This window comes from Microbacterium sp. (assembly GCF_031178445.1).
Classification (GTDB): domain Bacteria; phylum Actinomycetota; class Actinomycetes; order Actinomycetales; family Microbacteriaceae; genus Microbacterium.
Window position 1 is genome coordinate 78,681 of the sequence record NZ_JAPSIY010000010.1, and the last position, 16,084, is coordinate 94,764.

General features: G+C 69.2%; 17 protein-coding genes. 9 read left to right on the top strand and 8 right to left on the bottom strand.

Annotated elements, in window-relative coordinates; genetic code table 11:
• Positions 1–97: 97 nt before the first annotated feature.
• The 4 genes from RIN43_RS13895 to RIN43_RS13910 form a co-directional block, all read right to left on the bottom strand.
• Positions 98–1,201: a phosphate ABC transporter substrate-binding protein PstS gene (locus tag RIN43_RS13895; RefSeq protein ID WP_309129520.1), complete on the bottom strand. Its 1,104-nt coding sequence runs from the start codon at positions 1,199–1,201 to the stop codon at positions 98–100.
• A gap of 117 nt (positions 1,202–1,318) precedes the next feature.
• Positions 1,319–2,257, bottom strand: coding sequence for an NUDIX domain-containing protein (locus tag RIN43_RS13900; protein WP_309129521.1), 939 nt, complete (start codon positions 2,255–2,257; stop codon positions 1,319–1,321).
• Entirely contained in the window at positions 2,254–4,419 is a 2,166-nt protein-coding gene (locus RIN43_RS13905) for an RNA degradosome polyphosphate kinase (protein WP_309129522.1), read from the bottom strand. Before RIN43_RS13905 ends, RIN43_RS13900 begins: the two co-directional genes overlap by 4 nt.
• A 40-nt stretch (positions 4,420–4,459) precedes the next feature.
• Positions 4,460–5,137 carry a response regulator transcription factor gene (locus RIN43_RS13910; protein WP_309129523.1) on the bottom strand — a complete coding sequence of 226 codons (678 nt, stop codon included), beginning with the start codon at positions 5,135–5,137 and terminating at the stop codon, positions 4,460–4,462.
• 69 nt (positions 5,138–5,206) lie between these two features.
• Here RIN43_RS13910 and RIN43_RS13915 point away from each other — a divergent pair, with 69 nt between their 5' ends.
• The 3 genes from RIN43_RS13915 (at position 5,207) to RIN43_RS13925 (ending at position 7,364) form a co-directional block, all read left to right on the top strand.
• On the top strand, positions 5,207–5,500 hold the full coding sequence (locus RIN43_RS13915) for a hypothetical protein (RefSeq protein ID WP_309129524.1): 294 nt from the start codon (positions 5,207–5,209) through the stop codon (positions 5,498–5,500).
• A gap of 165 nt (positions 5,501–5,665) precedes the next feature.
• Entirely contained in the window at positions 5,666–6,268 is a 603-nt protein-coding gene (locus RIN43_RS13920) for an FABP family protein (RefSeq protein WP_309129525.1), read from the top strand.
• A gap of 1 nt (position 6,269) precedes the next feature.
• Positions 6,270–7,364 (top strand): folate-binding protein, encoded by a 1,095-nt coding sequence (locus RIN43_RS13925; protein WP_309129526.1) that lies wholly within the window; start codon positions 6,270–6,272, stop codon positions 7,362–7,364.
• Positions 7,365–7,376: 12 nt separating this feature from the next.
• On the opposite strand, the gene RIN43_RS13930 is transcribed toward RIN43_RS13925, so the two are convergent.
• Positions 7,377–8,204: a class I SAM-dependent methyltransferase gene (locus RIN43_RS13930; RefSeq protein WP_309129527.1), complete on the bottom strand. Its 828-nt coding sequence runs from the start codon at positions 8,202–8,204 to the stop codon at positions 7,377–7,379.
• Between the two features lie 83 nt (positions 8,205–8,287).
• Between RIN43_RS13930 and RIN43_RS13935 the strand changes: the two genes are divergently transcribed.
• Positions 8,288–9,031, top strand: a complete 744-nt coding sequence (locus RIN43_RS13935; protein WP_309129528.1) for a phosphoglyceromutase — start codon at positions 8,288–8,290, stop codon at positions 9,029–9,031.
• Positions 9,032–9,074: 43 nt separating this feature from the next.
• Here the strand turns inward: RIN43_RS13935 and RIN43_RS13940 are convergent, their stop codons facing one another.
• Positions 9,075–9,947 (bottom strand): NAD(P)H-binding protein, encoded by an 873-nt coding sequence (locus tag RIN43_RS13940; RefSeq protein WP_309129529.1) that lies wholly within the window; start codon positions 9,945–9,947, stop codon positions 9,075–9,077.
• 83 nt (positions 9,948–10,030) lie between these two features.
• Here RIN43_RS13940 and RIN43_RS13945 point away from each other — a divergent pair, with 83 nt between their 5' ends.
• Complete coding sequence (locus RIN43_RS13945; protein ID WP_309129530.1) at positions 10,031–10,735, top strand: WYL domain-containing protein; 705 nt, start codon at positions 10,031–10,033, stop codon at positions 10,733–10,735.
• Positions 10,736–10,754: 19 nt separating this feature from the next.
• Here the strand turns inward: RIN43_RS13945 and phoU are convergent, their stop codons facing one another.
• Positions 10,755–11,450 (bottom strand): phosphate signaling complex protein PhoU, encoded by a 696-nt coding sequence (phoU, locus tag RIN43_RS13950; protein WP_309129531.1) that lies wholly within the window; start codon positions 11,448–11,450, stop codon positions 10,755–10,757.
• Between the two features lie 187 nt (positions 11,451–11,637).
• On the opposite strand from phoU, the gene RIN43_RS13955 reads away from it, so the two are divergent.
• Positions 11,638–12,849 (top strand): ATP-binding protein, encoded by a 1,212-nt coding sequence (locus RIN43_RS13955; RefSeq protein WP_309129532.1) that lies wholly within the window; start codon positions 11,638–11,640, stop codon positions 12,847–12,849.
• Entirely contained in the window at positions 12,846–13,529 is a 684-nt protein-coding gene (locus tag RIN43_RS13960; protein ID WP_309129533.1) for a response regulator transcription factor, read from the top strand. The genes RIN43_RS13955 and RIN43_RS13960 overlap by 4 nt, the downstream gene beginning before the upstream one ends.
• Before the next feature lie 55 nt (positions 13,530–13,584).
• Here RIN43_RS13960 and RIN43_RS13965 read toward each other — a convergent pair whose 3' ends face one another.
• Positions 13,585–14,127 (bottom strand): DNA modification methylase, encoded by a 543-nt coding sequence (locus RIN43_RS13965; RefSeq protein WP_309129534.1) that lies wholly within the window; start codon positions 14,125–14,127, stop codon positions 13,585–13,587.
• 135 nt (positions 14,128–14,262) lie between these two features.
• On the opposite strand from RIN43_RS13965, the gene RIN43_RS13970 reads away from it, so the two are divergent.
• Together RIN43_RS13970 and ispD are read left to right on the top strand one after the other, a co-directional pair.
• Positions 14,263–14,745 (top strand): CarD family transcriptional regulator, encoded by a 483-nt coding sequence (locus RIN43_RS13970; protein ID WP_309129535.1) that lies wholly within the window; start codon positions 14,263–14,265, stop codon positions 14,743–14,745.
• A gap of 89 nt (positions 14,746–14,834) precedes the next feature.
• Positions 14,835–16,082 carry a 2-C-methyl-D-erythritol 4-phosphate cytidylyltransferase gene (gene ispD, locus RIN43_RS13975; protein WP_309129536.1) on the top strand — a complete coding sequence of 416 codons (1,248 nt, stop codon included), beginning with the start codon at positions 14,835–14,837 and terminating at the stop codon, positions 16,080–16,082.
• Positions 16,083–16,084: the final 2 nt, after the last annotated feature.

Genomic DNA, 16,084 nt, shown 5'->3' on the forward strand with positions numbered 1-16,084 from the left:
ATGATCTCCGGTTTCGGGTGGATGCGGGATTCGGTGCTGACCCTCCGATGCCCTCGCGCCGGATCGGACGCGAGGGCATCGGAGTCAGGAAGGCGTGTCAGCCGACCTTGATGGTGTCGATGGCGGCGAGGACCTTCTCGCGCAGGCCCTCCGAGATCGGAGCGCTGCCGGCGTTGTCGGCAGCGGCCTGCTGGCCCTCCTCGCCGGCCATGTACTCGAAGTAGGCCTTGACGAGGGCGGCGGTGTTCTCGTCCTCGTACTCCTCGCAAGCGATGAGGTAGCTGACGAGCGCGATCGGGTAGGAACCGGCCGGCGCGGCGGCGGGGTCGACGTCGAAGACGAGGTCTCCGGCGCCACGGCCCTCCTCCAGCGGCGAAGCCTCGACGAGCGCGGCGGCCGCCTCGGCCGAGTAGGCGACGTACTCGCCGTCGACGCCCACGTGCACCTGGCCGAGGCCGGAGGTCTGCGATGCGTCGGCGTAGCCGATGGCGCCGTTACCCGCCTTGATCGCCTGCACCACGCCCGAGGTGCCCTGAGCGGCCTCGCCGCCCTGGATCGGCCACACGCCGTCGGCCTCGTTCGTCCACACGTCAGGGGCGGTCGCGTTCAGGTAGGCGGTGAAGGTCTCGGTGGTGCCCGAGTCGTCCGAGCGGTGCACGGGCGAGATCGCCAGGTCGGGCAGCGCGACGCCCTCGTTCTGGTCGGCGATGGCGGAGTCGTTCCATTTGGTGATGGTGCCGGCGAAGATGCCCGCGATGGTCTTCGCGTCGAGGTTCAGGCTGTCGACGCCCTCGAGGTTGAACGCCACGGCGACGGGCGAGATGTACAGCGGCACCTCGACGATCGCGTCCGACGCGCAGGTCTTGAAACCGTCGGCGAACTCGTCGGTCTTGAAGGCGCGGTCCGAGCCGATGAAGTCGCTGGCGCCGGCGATGAAGTTCTCGCGGCCGGTGCCGGAGCCGGTGGGCTCGTAGTTGATCGTGACATCGGGGTTGGCGGTCTGGAAGGCGGCGACCCAGGCCTGCTGAGCGGCTCCCTGCGAGGAGGCGCCGGTCGCCTTCAGGGTGCCCTCGAGCGTCGAGGCGGAGGGCTCTCCGGAGCTGTCGGGGGCTGCGCCCCCCTCGTTCGCGGCGCAGCCGGCGAGTGCGAGTGCGGCGACAGCGCCGATGGCGCTGAGACGAGCGATGCGGGAGATCTTCACTGTGGATCCGTTCGATCGGGGAATGTGTGCGGCCCGGTGCAGGGCACACAGCGACGTTAGGAGTACCGGTTAACGAGACTCTCCCCCGCGGGTGAACGGAAGGTGAACGGATCGGGGCTAGACCTTGGGCTCGTGCGTCTCGATCGAGATGATGCCGGAACCCGGATTGGTCGCGGAAAGGTGCACCACCGAGAATCCGCCGACCTCCAGGGTGCTGGCACTGTCGATGTACGAACCGGGTACGGTGCCTGTCGCCAGCGCGATCTCCGAGACGATGGCGGGCAGCACCGGCCCGTGGCTGCAGAGCACGGCGGGCTTGCGGGACCGTATCCTCCGGCCGATCACCGAGCGGATGTCGGCCGTGTCGTTCTCCCACGCCTCCTGACTGATCTTGCGCGTCTGGCGTGCTGTGCGGCCGATCTTCTTCTCCAGCGGGGCGACGGTCTGCACGCAGCGCATGGCGTCGCTGGTGACGATCCTGCGCACCCCGAAAGCCCGCAGTGGGCTCGCGATCGCCTTCGCCTGCCGGATTCCGCGGTCGGTGAGCGGGCGGGCGGCGTCCTCGCCGTCCCAGTCGACGCGCCCGATCGCCTTCGCGTGGCGCAGGACGATCAGGGGGAAGGTGTGCAGCACGCCGTCGTCCACCAGCCGCTCGAAAGCCTCGACGATCTCGACGTCCACCGGGTAGCTCAGGCGCTTGCGCGCCTTCTTCACGCTGACCCATTCGATCGCCGCGATCTCGCTGTTCGGCACGAACGTGGACGCGCGGATCGCCTCGTCGGTGGCCTCGGCCGCCCAGTAGTGCACGACCTTCTGCCGTTTCGGTCGCATCCAGTAGCGGCTCACACCGACGGGCGTACCGAGCACCACCCTGATGCCGGTCTCCTCGCGCACCTCGCGGACGGCGGTCTGGGCGAGCATCTCGCCCGGATCCACCTTGCCCTTGGGCAGCGTGACGTCGCGGTACTTGGTGCGGTGGATGAGAAGCACACGCAGTTTGTCGTCGATCAGCCGCCACACGACGGCCCCTGCCGCGTAGACCGCGGTGTCGCTCATCGGACCGTTCGCTTGCGACGGCGGCGCTGCACTGCCGACATGGTGCGATCCTGAAGGTCGGTCAGCGGCTCGCCGTTCTCATCCTCGGAGTGCCGGGTCCACACACCTCCGTCACCGAGATGCCAGGACTTCGTCCGGTCGTCCATCGCCTCGTCGAAGAAGGACAGCAGTTCCTGGACGTGCGCAGGTTCGGAGACGCGCACGAGCGCCTCGACACGGCGGTCGAGGTTGCGGTGCATCATGTCGGCGCTGCCGATGTAGACGATCGGCTCGCCGTCGGCCTCGAACGCGAAGATGCGGGAGTGCTCGAGGTAGCGCCCCAGGATGCTGCGCACGGTGATGTTGTCGCTGACACCGGGCAGATCCACGCGCAGACTGCAGATGCCCCGTACCCACACGTCGACCTTCACGCCGGCCATGCTGGCCCGGTAGAGCGCGTCGATGATCTGCTCGTCCACCATCGAGTTGACCTTGATGCGGATGTGCGCCGGCCGCCCCGCCTCTGCGTTCTTGCGTTCGCGGTCGATGTGCCGCAGCAGACCCTTGCGAAGGTGCAGGGGAGCGACCAGCAGGCGCTTGAACTTCTTCTCGATCGCATAACCGCTGAGCTCGTTGAAAAGGCGCGTCAGGTCGCGGCCCACGAGCGGGTCGGCCGTGAACAGTCCGAAGTCCTCGTAGATGCGACTGGTCTTCGGGTTGTAGTTGCCGGTGCCGACGTGCGAGTAATGACGCAGCACGCCGTCCTCGTCGCGGATCACCAGCGCAAGCTTGCAGTGCGTCTTCAAGCCGACCAGGCCGTACACCACGTGCACGCCGGCCTTCTCGAGCTTGCGCGCCCAGACGATGTTGTTCGCCTCGTCGAACCGGGCCTTCACCTCCACCAGCGCGAGCACCTGCTTGCCCGCCTCGGCCGCGTCGATCAGCGCCTGCACGACGGGGCTGTCACCCGACGTGCGGTACAGCGTCTGCTTGATGGCGAGCACGTGCGGGTCGCGGGCCGCCTGCTCGAGGAACGCCTGCACGCTCGTGGCGAACGACTCGTAGGGGTGGTGCACGAGGACATCGCCCTTGCCGATGGCCTTGAACACATCGGGGCGCTCGTTGCTGTCGCCGGGCTGGAACGCCACGGCCGTGGTGGGCAGATGCGGCGGATAGCGCAGATCGGGACGATCGATGCGCGACAGATCGAACAGGCCCCGCAGATCGAGCGGACCGGGGAGGCGGTACACCTCCTGGTCGGTGATGTCGAGCTCCTTCAGCAGCAGCTCGAGGGTGACGTCGTCCATGTCGTCGGTGATCTCCAGGCGGATCGGAGGCCCGAAGCGGCGACGCAGCAGCTCTGCCTCGAGCGCCTGGATCAGGTTCTCCGACTCGTCCTCCTCGATCTCCACATCCTCGTTGCGGGTGAGGCGGAAGGCGTGGTGGTCGAGCACCTCCATGCCGGGGAAGAGGTCGTCGAGGTGGTTTGCGATGAGCTCCTCGAGACGGATGAACCGCAGGATCTCGCTGTCGCCGGGCACCTCCACGAAGCGGGGGAGCATCGGCGGCACCTTGAGACGTGCGAACTCCTGCCGTCCGGTCCGTGCATTGCGGATGCGGATCGCGAGGTTGAGTGACAGTCCGGAGATGTACGGGAAGGGATGCGCCGGGTCGACGGCCAGCGGCATGAGCACGGGGAACACCTGTGCGCCGAAGTACTCGGTGAGCCTGCCCCGCTCGGCATCCGTCAGGTCGGACCAGTCGGTGATCTCGATTCCGGCATCCGCGAGCGCCGGCCTCACCTGGCTGGTCCAGGCGTCCGCGTGGCGCAGCTGCAGGGCATGCGCCTCGCGCGAGATGTCCGAGAGCACCTCGGTCGGCGCGCGCCCCACATTGGTCGGCATGGCGAGACCGGTGAGGATGCGGCGCTTGAGGCCGGCGACGCGCACCATGAAGAACTCGTCGAGGTTGCTGGCGAAGATCGCCAGGAAGTTCGCCCGCTCGAGCTCGGGCAAGGCGGCGTCCTCGGCCAGCTCCAGCACGCGCTGGTTGAACGTCAGCCAGCTGAGCTCGCGGTCGTGATACCGGTGATCGGGCAGCATCGAGTCCGGTGCCGCGAGGGCATCGAAGTCGTCGTCTTCGGCGTCACCCAGTCCGGCGTCGACAAGTTCGCGTTGGATCATGGGGTACATCCTTGCATCGAGGGGTGACGAATGCGTGAAGTCATTCCTCGCGCGGGTGCTCGTCGTCATAGAGGTTGAATCGGTAGCCCACATTGCGCACCGTGCCGATGATCTGCTCCGCCTCGCCGAGCTTGGCTCGCAGTCGTCTCACGTGCACATCGACCGTGCGGGTGCCGCCGAAATAGTCGTATCCCCAAACGTCGCTCAGCAGCTGCTCCCGCGTGAACACCCGCGACGGGTGGGTGGCGAGGAAGTGCAGCAGCTGGAACTCCTTGTAGGTGAGATCGAGCGGGCGCCCGTGCAGCTTCGCCGAGTACGACTGCTCGTCGATCGTGATCCCGGAGGCCTGCACGTGAGCGGGCTCGCTCTCGGCGGCGCGTGTCAGCGCAAGTCGGATCCTGGTGTCGACCTCCGCGGGCCCGGCCCCGGTCAGCACCACGTCGGCGAAGCCCCAGTCGGCGGCGACGGCGCTCAGGCCGCCCTCCGTCGTCACGATCAGCACCGGCTGCTCGGTGCCTGCCGTGCGCAGCAGGCGGCAGGCGCTCTTGGCCGCCGCGAGGTCGCTGCGGGCATCGACGAGGAGCACGTCGGCCTCGGGAAGCGACAGCAGGTGGCCCGGATCGAGCGGATGCCGTCGCACGGTGTGAGGCAGCAGCTCCAGCGCGGGAAGCACCGGCTCCGCATCGGGAGCCGGGGTGAGCGCCAGCACCAGGACCACGCGACCATGCTAACGGCGGCGAGCCTTCGCCTCTGCTCGATGTCATCGCGGTCGAAGTACGATGGCCTCATGTCTGAACCGGCTCTCGCTCCGCGCAACGCCTTCCACGGCGTCATCGCGGTGTGGATCGTGTCGCTGGTGTCGGCGATCCTGCTGGCAGTGCTCCTGCCGGAGGAGATCCGCATCGGGTGGCTGTTGATCGCCTTCGGCGTCATCGTCCTCGTCTCGTTCGCGGTCCAGCTCGCCTACGGTCGGGCGGCGGGGTTCATCGTGCGAGTGGCGGCCAGTGTGATGGGCTCCCTGCTGCTCATGGGGCTCGTCTCGATCGCCCTCGGTCTCGCCGCGCTCGCCGGCACGGTCTGAGCAGCCCCCGGCGCGGGGGAGCGACTAGACTGGGGCGCATGGATCTCGTCGCGCTCGAATTCTTCTTCCTCGGCCTGCTCGGCCTTGCGAGCATCGCGATCGCCTTCGTCTCCGGCGTCGTGCTCGTCAACCTGTTCCGCGGCCAGCGCTGATCCGACTGACGTCGTGATCGAGCTGCCGACCGACCTTCCCGCAGAGCTCGCACCGCTCTCGTGGCTGCTGGGCGTGTGGGAGGGAACAGGCGTCATCGAATACACCGCCGGTGACCGCCGCTTCCAGGGCGAGTTCTCGCACCGGGTGAGCTTCAGCCACGACGGCGGTCCGTTCCTGAACTACGCGGCTACGGCATCGTTCCTCGGCCTCGAAGGCGACGAGGCGCCGATCGCCCTGCTGGCGGAGACCGGCTTCTGGCGTCTCACGCGGCCGCACACCGACGCCGACCCCGGCCCCGCCCTGCTGCCGCCGTCCGCGACTGCTGCGCCTCGGACCGTTCACGACGTCGAGGCGCTGCGCACGCCCGACGGGTTCCCGATCGAGGCATCGATCGCGCACTCCGACGGCACACTCGAGCTCTACCTCGGTCGTATCGCAGGTCCACGCGTCGACATCGCGACGGATGCGGTCGTGCGCATGGCGGGCGCGAAGGACTACAGCGCCGCCAGCCGGATGTACGGACTCGTCGACGGGCACCTGCTGTGGGCATGGGACATCACCGCGCTGGGGGAGCCGTTGAAGTCTCACGCCTCGGCCCGCTTGGCGAAGGTCTGACGTGGCCGACTTCGGCTTCCTGCCCGGCGCGGTGCTCGCCGAAGGCATCGTCGCGCACTTCGGCAACCCCATGGTCGAGCAGCGCCGTCTCGTCGCGGGGGAAGCACTCGTGCCCGTCGGCGATCGCACCCTCATCGAGGTCTCGGGAGAGGACCGGCTCGCCTGGCTGGACTCGATCACCTCGCAGTCCGTCGCACGGCTTTCCGCAGGGGAGAGCACCGAGCTTCTCGTGCTCGATCCGCAGGGGCGTGTGGAGCACGCGGCCGGCGTCTTCGAGGACGGTGCCTCCGCGTGGCTGATCGTCGACGCGGATGACGCTGCACCGCTCGCCAGCTGGCTGCAGCGCATGGTCTTCCGCTCGCGGGTGGCGGTGACGGTGCGCGAGGATGCCGCTCTGGTGGGCTTCTTCGCCGGCGGCGCCGCAGAGTCGCGGGTGCAGGCCTCGGCCCCGAACGGCGTACCTCTCGTCTGGAGGGACCCGTGGCAGGGCGTGACGCCGGGCGGTCACCAGTACGCGGCCGTGGCGCGGCATCCGGCTTCCGGGTACACCTGGAGCGTCGCGGTCGTCGGCTCACCCGCCGACCTGGAGGGCCCGTTCGCCGGCGCGCTCGCCGCGGAGGCGCTGCGCATCGCAGCCTGGCGGCCGCGCTGGGCGCGCGAGGTCGACGAGCGTTCGATCCCGCATGAGACCGACTGGATCCGCAGTGCCGTGCACCTCGACAAGGGGTGCTATCGCGGGCAGGAGACGGTGGCGAAGGTGCACAACCTCGGGCACCCGCCGCGCCGTATCGCCGCACTTCAGCTGGACGGCTCCGACACGGTGCTCCCCGCACCGGGAGACGCGGTGCTCGCAGGCGACGCGGAGGTCGGCACGATCACCTCGGTCGCGCTGCACTACGAGGACGGCCCGATCGCGCTGGCGATCCTGTCTCGTCGTGCACCCGATGGCGACCTCGTGGTGCGCTCGCAGGGCGTCGACATCGCCGCAGCGCAGCAGGTGATCGTGCCTGCGGACGCCGGCGCGACCGCCGATGTGCCGCGCCTCACCCGGCTCTCCCGCCGCCCGGTCGCCCCCGACCCGCGCGACCCACGCTGACGCTGCGAAGGCTCAGACGTCAGGAAGCGGCGCGACGGTCTGCCAGGGGACGGTGAGCTCACCGAGCCGCCAGCGGGAGGCGCGACCGACGATCGGCACGCCCTGATCGCGCAGCGCCCCGACCGCCGCGACGAACCGCTGGCCAGGACCGAAGGCCGACAGAGCCGCGGCGCGGTCCCACTCGCGGTCGAGGGCGATCAGCAGTTCGTGCACGGGCTCGCCGGGGACGTTGCGATGGATGAGCGCCTTCGGCAGGCGCTCTGCGACGATGCCGGGACGCTCGAGCCCCGTCAGCCGCAGTGAGATCGTGAAGCGCAGGGGGACGCCGCCGGTAGCGACGTCGACCCAGGAGCAGATCCGGCCGATCTCGTCGCACGTGCCCTCGAAGAGGATCCCGCCCGGTGCGAGCCGTGAAGTCATCCGGTTCCAGGCGTCCGCGACATCGGCCTCGGCGTACTGGCGCAGCACGTTCATCGCCCGTATCACCGCGGGCCGTCTGCCTTCTCGCAGCGGCACTTCGAAGCCGCCGCGCTCGAACGACACCCGCAGGTCGGAGGGGAACGGCGTTCGCCCTGCGCGCACCTCGTCGAGCTGCGCGCGTGCCGCCGCCACGCGCTCTGGATCGAGCTCGAGGCCGAGCACCTCGGCATCCGGCCGCACACGCCGCAGGCGGTCGGCGAGCTCGAAGGCGGTCACGCCGCTGGCGCCGTAGCCGAGGTCGACGACGAGGGGGGCGGCGGCCTGCCGCAAGGCGCTGCTCGCCGCGATCCATCGATCGTTCCTGCGCAGGCGATTGGTTCCCGTCGTGCCCCTGGTGGGCTGCCCCACCGGAGACGCCATGACTCCATTCTGCTCGCAACCGCGCGGATGGTGAACGCCGCAACAGACCGGTGGGCGCGAAGGGGTGTCGCTAGGCTGTAGGCATGACGCGCACCCTGATTCTTCTTCGGCACGGCCAGAGCGAGTGGAACCAGCTCAACCTCTTCACGGGATGGGTGGACGTCCGCCTCACCGAACAGGGCAGGAATGAGGCGAGGCGCGGTGGTGAGCTGCTGGCGGAGTCCGGCATCCTGCCCGATGTGCTGCACACGTCGCTGCTGAGCCGTGCGATTCAGACGGCCGACATCGCGCTCGACTCCGCCGATCGGCTGTGGATCCCTGTGAAGCGTTCCTGGCGGCTCAACGAGCGCCACTACGGCGCTCTGCAGGGCAAGGACAAGGCGCAGACGCTCGAGGAGTTCGGTCCCGAGCAGTTTCAGCTGTGGCGCCGCTCGTTCGACGTGCCGCCGCCCGTGCTCGACGACGACAGCGAGTTCAGCCAGGTGGACGACCCGCGCTACGCCGACATCGACGGCGAGGTGCCGCGCACCGAGTCGCTCAAGCTCGTCATCGACCGACTGCTGCCCTACTGGGAGGGCGCGATCGTGCCGGACCTCGAAGCGGGGAAGACTGTGCTCGTCACCGCGCACGGCAACTCGCTGCGGGGTCTCGTGAAGCATCTCGAGGACATCAGCGACGACGACATCGCCGAGCTGAACATCCCCACCGGCATCCCGCTGGTCTACGAGCTCGACGAGAACAACGTCCCCACCGGTCCGAGCCGCTACCTCGACCCGGAGGCCGCCGCGGCAGGCGCCGCCGCTGTCGCCGCGCAGGGCAAGAAGTAGTCCGAGCAGGAGAGGGCGGATGCTGCGCAGCATCCGCCCTCCTTCATGCCTGAAGCCCGGTGAGTTCGTCTCGTATCCAGGCCCGCAGCGTCGTCGGCGTCGTCGTGGCGACCGTCCGGGGCTGCTCGGGTACGAAGTCATCGCGCAGCCCGGTCGACATGCCGATCATCGCGTCCGCGGACGCCGGCGACATCCCCATCTCGAGGTAGCCGGCTCGCATCTGCTCGTCGGTGATGCGCTGCGCGGTGACAGGGCGGCCGAGCTCCTCGGTGAGCACCGCGGCCACCTCCTGCCAGCTGAGGTCCGCGGGGCCATGGACGGCATGTACCGACCGGCCCGACCACTCCGGGTTGAGCAGCAGCCCGGCGGCCACCTCGGCGATGTCCCTCGGGGCCACCCAGCTCATCCGCGCGTCTGTGGGAAGGAGCACGCGGATGACGCCGTCGCGGACGGCGTCCGCCTGCAGAGCGAGGTTCGTGAAGAAGTAGCCGCAGCGCAGATGCGCGACATCGACCTGCAGTGCGTCGAGGGAGGTCTCGGTGTGCGCGAGGCCGTCGATCTCGCCGGCGCCGTGCCGCTTCTCGGCACCGACGCTGCTCTGGAACACGACCTTCGGGATGCGATTGGCCGTGATCGCCGCCACCACGGCGTCCGTCGCTCGGGCATAGTCGGTGAGAGGGTCGTCGCTCGTCGGCGGCGGGTCCACCCAGTACAGCGCGTGGACGCCGCGGGTGGCCGCGGTCACCTCCCGAGGGTCGCGGGAGTCCGCAGTCGCGACGTCGACGACATTCAGCAGTTCCGGATCCAGCTTCTCAGGGTCGCGCATCAGCAGCAGTGGACGCACGCCCGCCCTGATCAGTGCACGGGTCAGGTGGCGTCCGACATGTCCGTTCGGTGTTGTGACAGCGATCCGCATGATGTTCTCCCATCCGTCGATCCCGCCAGGTTACGAAGGGATCCCGCCGATTCCTGTCGTCGATTCATGACAGGGTGAAAGGTATGCAGACGACGCCCACCGAGCGGACGCTGCGGCTGCTGACGCTGTTGCAGGGCGGCGGTGAGCTGTCGGGGGCCGTGCTGTCCCGCCGTCTGGGGGTGAGTGAGCGCACCGTGCAGAGGGACGCGGCGCGCCTGCGGCGGCTCGGCTACGACGTGCACACCCGCCCCGGTCCTGGTGCGAGTTACCGGCTCAGGGCGGGAGTGCGGATCCCGCCGCTCCTGCTCGATCGCGACGAGGCGGCCGCCGTCGCCACCGGGCTCGCAGTGCTCTCCGCCTGGGCCCCGGAGGATGAGGCCGCGAGAACCGCCGCGGTGAAGCTCGGCCAGGTGCTGCCGCCGACGCTGGCGCGCCGTGCGCGTGCGGTGGCCATGTCGTTCGCGCTGCTGGATGCCGGCGGGCCTGCGGTCAGCATGACGACGATCGGCGTGCTGGCCGATGCCGTCTCCGACAGCTCACGCGTGCGCTTCTCGTACACGGACGGCCACGGCCGAGACTCTGCGCGCCTGGTCGAGCCCTACCGCACAGTACTGCGGGAATCGATCTGGTACCTGGTCGCCTTCGATGTGGACCGCGACGCGTGGCGGCTCTTCCGTCTGGACAGGATCCGCGACCCGGAGCCGTCACCTGGCGGCGGGCGCGAGCGTGAGTTCCCGGCGGAGTCGATCGCGGTCTGGCTGGCGTCCGACTTCGGCAGGACCCGTTGACCGCGCCGGGGCGGACTGCTCAGGCGTGGCCGAGCTCCTGCTGCTCGACGGCGATGGGGATGTCCGCCTCCTCGACCGCCCAGTCTCCGGTGGCGAGGTAGACGACCTTCTTCGCGACGGCGACCGCGTGGTCTGCGAAGCGCTCGTGGTAGCGGCTGGCGAGGGTGGCGTCGACGGTCGCCGTGGCCTCACCCTTCCAGTTGTCGCTCAGCACCTTCTCGAACACGCGCGCGTGCAGCTCGTCGACGTCGTCGTCCGCGTTGCGGATCGCATCGGCGAAGCGCAGGTCCTGGGTGCGCAGCAGCTCTCCGAGCGTGCGGGAGATCTCGACGTCCAGTTCGCCCATGCGGCGGAACGTGCCCTTGAGGCCCTTGGGCACTGCCCGCTCCGGGAAGCGCAGCCGTGCGAGCTGGGCGATGTGCTCGGCCATGTCGCCCATGCGCTCCAGCGAGGCGCTCACGCGCAGTGCGGTGATCACGATGCGCAGGTCCCTTGCCACCGGCTGCTGCCGGGCGAGGATCTCGATCGCCTGCTCGTCGAGCGCGACCGCGAGCTCATCGATCTTCGCGTCGTCGGCGATGACCTCTTCCGCCAGCGCCACGTCGCTCTCCGCGAACGCGGTCGTCGCCTTCTCGATCGCGACGGTGACGAGGTCGGAGATCTCGGCGAGGCGCGCCTGAAGATCCTCGAGGGACTGGTGGAACACTTCGCGCATCGCGCAACCTTTCGTCGGGGGCTCGACGCAGTGCGAGCCGGTCGGGCACGCGCTGGCGCGAGCCAGAGCCGATTGTGTTCGTCGAAGGTTAACGAACGGTGCCCGGAACGTGAATACTAGTCCGCCCTGGCCCGCGACGGCGGGCCAGGGCGCGGAGAGCCGTATGAACGGGCCCTAATCTGGAGGCATGGCATCGCCCCAGCTCGCGCTGATCGCGCTCATCGTCGGTGCGGTGATCGGCGTCGGGTTCACCCTGCTGCTGTCTTGGGCCTACCGGGCCAGAGCGAAGTACGCAGACGAGGCGTCGACCGCTGTCCCCTCCGGCGTCATCGACGTGCTGACAGGCATGGACGACGCCGCGTGCGTGATGGACTCCTCAGGGCTGGTCGTGGCGACGTCGAAAGCCGCAGCCAGATTCGGCATCGAGACTGGATCCGCACTCGAGAACACTGAGCTGCGTCAGCTCGTGCGGCACGCCCGCTCCACCGGCGCGAGCGCCACCGAGACGCTGCGGCTGACAGGCGGACGCACCCTCGACCCTCGACTGGTCTCCGCGCGAGCCAGCGCGGTGGGCTCGCGGATGACGCTGCTCGTCATCCGCGACGTGACCGAGCGCGAGCGCCTCGACCAGATGCGCAACGATTTCGTGGCGAATACGAGCCATGAGCTGAAGACCCCCGTCGGCGCTGTCAGTCTGCTCGCCGAGGCGATCGAGTCGGCCGCTGACGACCCGGATCAGGTGCGCAGGTTCGCGTCGCGCATCTCGGCCGAGGCGTCGCGCCTTGGCCAGCTGACCGGGCGGATCATGAGCCTGTCCCGACTGCAGGCCGCCGAGACGCTCGCCGACGTCGTGCCGGTCGCGATCGACGAGGTCATCGCCTCCTCCATCGAGGCCCATACCGTGCAGGCCGACTCGGCGGGGGTCGAGCTCAGTCGCGGCGGCGACCGCGGGATCTGGGTGCAGGGCGACTCGCAGATCCTCGCGGAGGCTGTCGGCAACCTGATCGCCAACGCCATCGTGTACTCGCCGAAGGGGTCGAAGGTCGGCATCGGGGTCAAGGCGGACGGCGATGTGGTCGAGATCGCGGTCGCCGATCAGGGCATCGGCATCTCCGAAGCGGATCGCGAGCGCATCTTCGAGCGCTTCTACCGCGCCGACGAGGCGCGCTCGCGTCGTACCGGAGGCACAGGGCTCGGGCTGTCGATCGTCAAGCACGCCACCCAGCGGCACGGCGGCGAGGTGCGGCTGTGGTCGAGGCCTGGTCGTGGGTCCACGTTCACCATCCGGCTGCCGCGCATCGATGCGCCGGACGTCGGCGGCAAGAAGAAGAACAAGAAGAAGCGCGCGAGGAAGTCCGCCAAGGGCCAGGCGCGCACCCTGAACGGAGAGACGGCATGACCCGCATTCTTCTCGTCGAAGACGAGCCCGACCTCGCAGACCCGCTGGCGTACCTGCTGCGCCGTGAAGGGTACGAGGTCGAGATCGCCGAAGACGGCCCCGGTGCGTTGAGCGCGTTCCGCGAGCGCGGCGCCGACATCGTGCTGCTCGACCTCATGCTGCCCGGGATGCCAGGCACCGAGGTGTGCAGGCAGATCCGGCAGTCGTCGGCGGTGCCGATCATCATGCTCACGGCGAAGGACTCCGAGGTCGACATCGTCGTGGGACTCGAGCTGGGTGCGGACGACTACATCACCAAGCCGTACTCCTCGCGCGAACTGCTGGCGCGGATGCGGGCCGTCCTCCGGCGCGTCGTCCAGGCCGAGAGCGAGCTCGACGAGCGCGTGCTCGAGGGCGGTCGGGTCACGCTCGACATCGATCGGCACACCGTCGCGGTGGACGGCGGCGAGATCAGCATGCCACTGAAGGAGTTCGAGCTGCTCGAGGTGCTGATGCGCAACGCGGGCCGGGTGCTCACTCGAGGTCAGCTCATCGACAGGGTGTGGGGCAGCGACTACTTCGGGGACACGAAGACGCTCGACGTGCACATCAAGCGCATCCGCTCCCGCATCGAGCAGAACCCGTCCGAGCCTGTGATGCTGGTCACCGTGCGCGGCCTCGGATACCGCTTCGAGGGCTGAACATGCGAAGAGGCCGGCCCGTCGGGCCGGCCTCTTCGCAGTCAGCGTGAGTTCGTCAGTGCGAGGACTCGGTGGTCTCTTCCTCGGAGGGCTGGGGAACAGGGGTGAACCCGCCCGGAACCAGGTCTCGGTAGTAGGGCAGCGCGCCGTCGAGCACCGGAACCTGAGCCGGCTCGGCTTCTCCGTCAGCGGAGGTGAACAGCATCTCGACCGTCGCGCCGGGCTGCACGTCGAGCGCATCGATCTGCAGCGGCTCCTCATCGCCGCCCAGGCTGACGCTCTCGCCGGCGGGCACGCGCACGCGCAGTTGCTGACCCTCGACATCGATGGTCAGCGTGGCCGATTCGGTGCCCTCGTTGACGAGGGCACCGACCAGGTTGCCGGTGCTGCCGTCCGAGCTGGCGATGACGAAGGCGTTGCGAACGACGACGGGGCCGCCCGTCGAGTCGATGTTCACGCCGTCGGAGGCGGGATACTCGTTCGTCGTCGCCTGGTGGGTGATGAAGGTGCAGCCGGTGGTGCCGAGGGCGACCGCGACGCCGAGCGCGGCGACGGCGACGAGACGGCGGCTGGCGGACGCAGCAAGGCGCGAGTTCACGGGTCCTCCTGAGGTGCGACGGGTGTCCGGGTTCAGTCTAGTGGGTGCTCGGGCGCAGGCTGCGACCGCTGTCGGCGCGAACCTTAGTGCATATCGGCTGTGGTATCCTGGAGATTGCCGAAAGGACACGTTTTTATGCTTTTTGAGGTTGGCGAAACCGTCGTCTATCCGCACCATGGGGCCGCGACGATCATCGAGGTCAAGGAACGCGTGATCAAGGGGGAGACCAAGAAGTATCTGAAGCTCAACGTCACCCAGGGCGACCTGATCATCGAGGTTCCGGCCGAGAACGTCGATCTGGTCGGCGTTCGCGATGTGATCGGCCAGGAAGGCCTCGACCACGTCTTCGAGGTGCTCCGTGCGCCGTTCACTGAGGAGCCGACCAACTGGTCGCGCCGCTACAAGGCGAACCTCGAGAAGCTCGCGTCGGGTGACGTCATCAAGGTGAGCGAAGTCGTGCGCGACCTGTGGCGCCGCGACCAGGACCGCGGGCTCTCCGCGGGCGAGAAGAGGATGCTGGCCAAGGCGCGCCAGATCCTCGTATCGGAGCTGGCCCTCGCCGAGAAGATCGATGAGGACAAGGCCGGCGAGCTGCTCGACGAGGTGCTCGCCTCCTGATCCGTCGGACCGGGTTCACACGGAAGGCGGATGCTGCGGCATCCGCCTTCCGTCGTCTGCGGCCGCGGACCGGACGGTAGCGTGAGAGCGTGACTCAGCTTCCCGTCCCCACCACCGCGATCATCGTCGTCGCCGCGGGCTCCGGCAGCCGGCTGAACGCGGGAGCACCCAAAGCGCTCGTGGGCATCGACAGCCGTTCCGTGCTGCGCCATGCGCTCGACGGCGTGTTCGCGGCCCGGACGATGCAGGTCGTCGTCGTCGCTCCTGCAGGCTTCGAAGGCGTGGTGGAGAGTGAACTGCTCGAAGCCGCGGGGGAGCGGAGTGCGCTCGGCACCATCGTCACCGGCGGAGAGACTCGCCAGAGCTCAGTCGCCGCGGGGCTCGCCGCGTTGTGGGGCGATGTCGACACCGTGCTCGTGCACGATGCGGCGCGTGCGCTGACGCCCCCGGCTCAGATCGACGCCGTCGCCGATGCCGTCACCGCAGAGGCCGGGGCCATCCCCGCGCTCGCCGTCGTGGACACGCTGAAGCAGGTGGAAGGCGACACTGTGGTCTCAGCGGTGGATCGTTCCCTTCTCGCTGCGGCGCAGACACCGCAGGGTTTTCCGCGTCGCAGCCTCGAGGCCGCGTACGCGCGCGCCGGCGAGACCGGCGAGGAGCACACCGATGACGCCGCCCTGTTCGCCTCGGCGGGCGGACGGGTGCGCCGGATCCCCGGCTCCGAGCGGGCGTTCAAGATCACCACCCCCGACGACCTGGAACGGGCACGGCTGCTTCTCGGTGACGCACACGCGACCGCATCCCGACAGTCCGCGGGATCGCCTTCGGCGCCGTCCGCCGCGGCGCTTCCCCGCATCGGCATCGGCACGGATGCGCACGCCTACGGAGGCGAAGGCAACCTCTGGCTGGCGGGGCTGGAGTGGCCGGGCGAGCAGCCCTTGTCCGGGCACTCCGACGGCGACGCCGTCGCGCATGCGATCGTCGATGCGCTCCTCGGCGCGGCGGGACTGGGTGACATCGGCGAGCACTTCGGCACCGCGCACCCCGAGTACGCCGGCGCGCATGCGGACGTGTTCCTGGCTCGCACCGCGCAGATGCTCGCGGCAGCAGGGTTCGCCATCGGGAACGTCTCGGTGCAGTTCCAGGGGAACCGGCCCCGCTTCAGTGCTCGGCGTCAGGAAGCGGAGGCCGCGCTGTCCGCCGCCCTGGGCGGTGCGCCCGTCTCGGTGGCTGCGACGACCACGGACGGACTGGGATTCGCCGGCCGCGGCGAGGGCATCGCGGTCACCGCGGTGGCACTGGTGTTCGACGCCGGGCGGACGCCTCCGTCGGCGTAACA

Excerpts from the sequence above, each read along its gene's own strand:
- RIN43_RS13940 (WP_309129529.1), bottom strand. The coding sequence starts at position 9,947 with ATGCGGATCGCTGTCACAACACCGAACGGACATGTCGGACGCCACCTG.
- RIN43_RS13945 (WP_309129530.1), top strand. The coding sequence starts at position 10,031 with ATGCAGACGACGCCCACCGAGCGGACGCTGCGGCTGCTGACGCTGTTG.
- RIN43_RS13905 (WP_309129522.1), bottom strand. The coding sequence starts at position 4,419 with ATGATCCAACGCGAACTTGTCGACGCCGGACTGGGTGACGCCGAAGAC.
- RIN43_RS13915 (WP_309129524.1), top strand. The coding sequence starts at position 5,207 with ATGTCTGAACCGGCTCTCGCTCCGCGCAACGCCTTCCACGGCGTCATC.
- RIN43_RS13970 (WP_309129535.1), top strand. The coding sequence starts at position 14,263 with ATGCTTTTTGAGGTTGGCGAAACCGTCGTCTATCCGCACCATGGGGCC.
- RIN43_RS13955 (WP_309129532.1), top strand. The coding sequence starts at position 11,638 with ATGGCATCGCCCCAGCTCGCGCTGATCGCGCTCATCGTCGGTGCGGTG.
- RIN43_RS13930 (WP_309129527.1), bottom strand. The coding sequence starts at position 8,204 with ATGGCGTCTCCGGTGGGGCAGCCCACCAGGGGCACGACGGGAACCAAT.
- RIN43_RS13960 (WP_309129533.1), top strand. The coding sequence starts at position 12,846 with ATGACCCGCATTCTTCTCGTCGAAGACGAGCCCGACCTCGCAGACCCG.
- RIN43_RS13935 (WP_309129528.1), top strand. The coding sequence starts at position 8,288 with ATGACGCGCACCCTGATTCTTCTTCGGCACGGCCAGAGCGAGTGGAAC.
- phoU (WP_309129531.1), bottom strand. The coding sequence starts at position 11,450 with ATGCGCGAAGTGTTCCACCAGTCCCTCGAGGATCTTCAGGCGCGCCTC.
- RIN43_RS13900 (WP_309129521.1), bottom strand. The coding sequence starts at position 2,257 with ATGAGCGACACCGCGGTCTACGCGGCAGGGGCCGTCGTGTGGCGGCTG.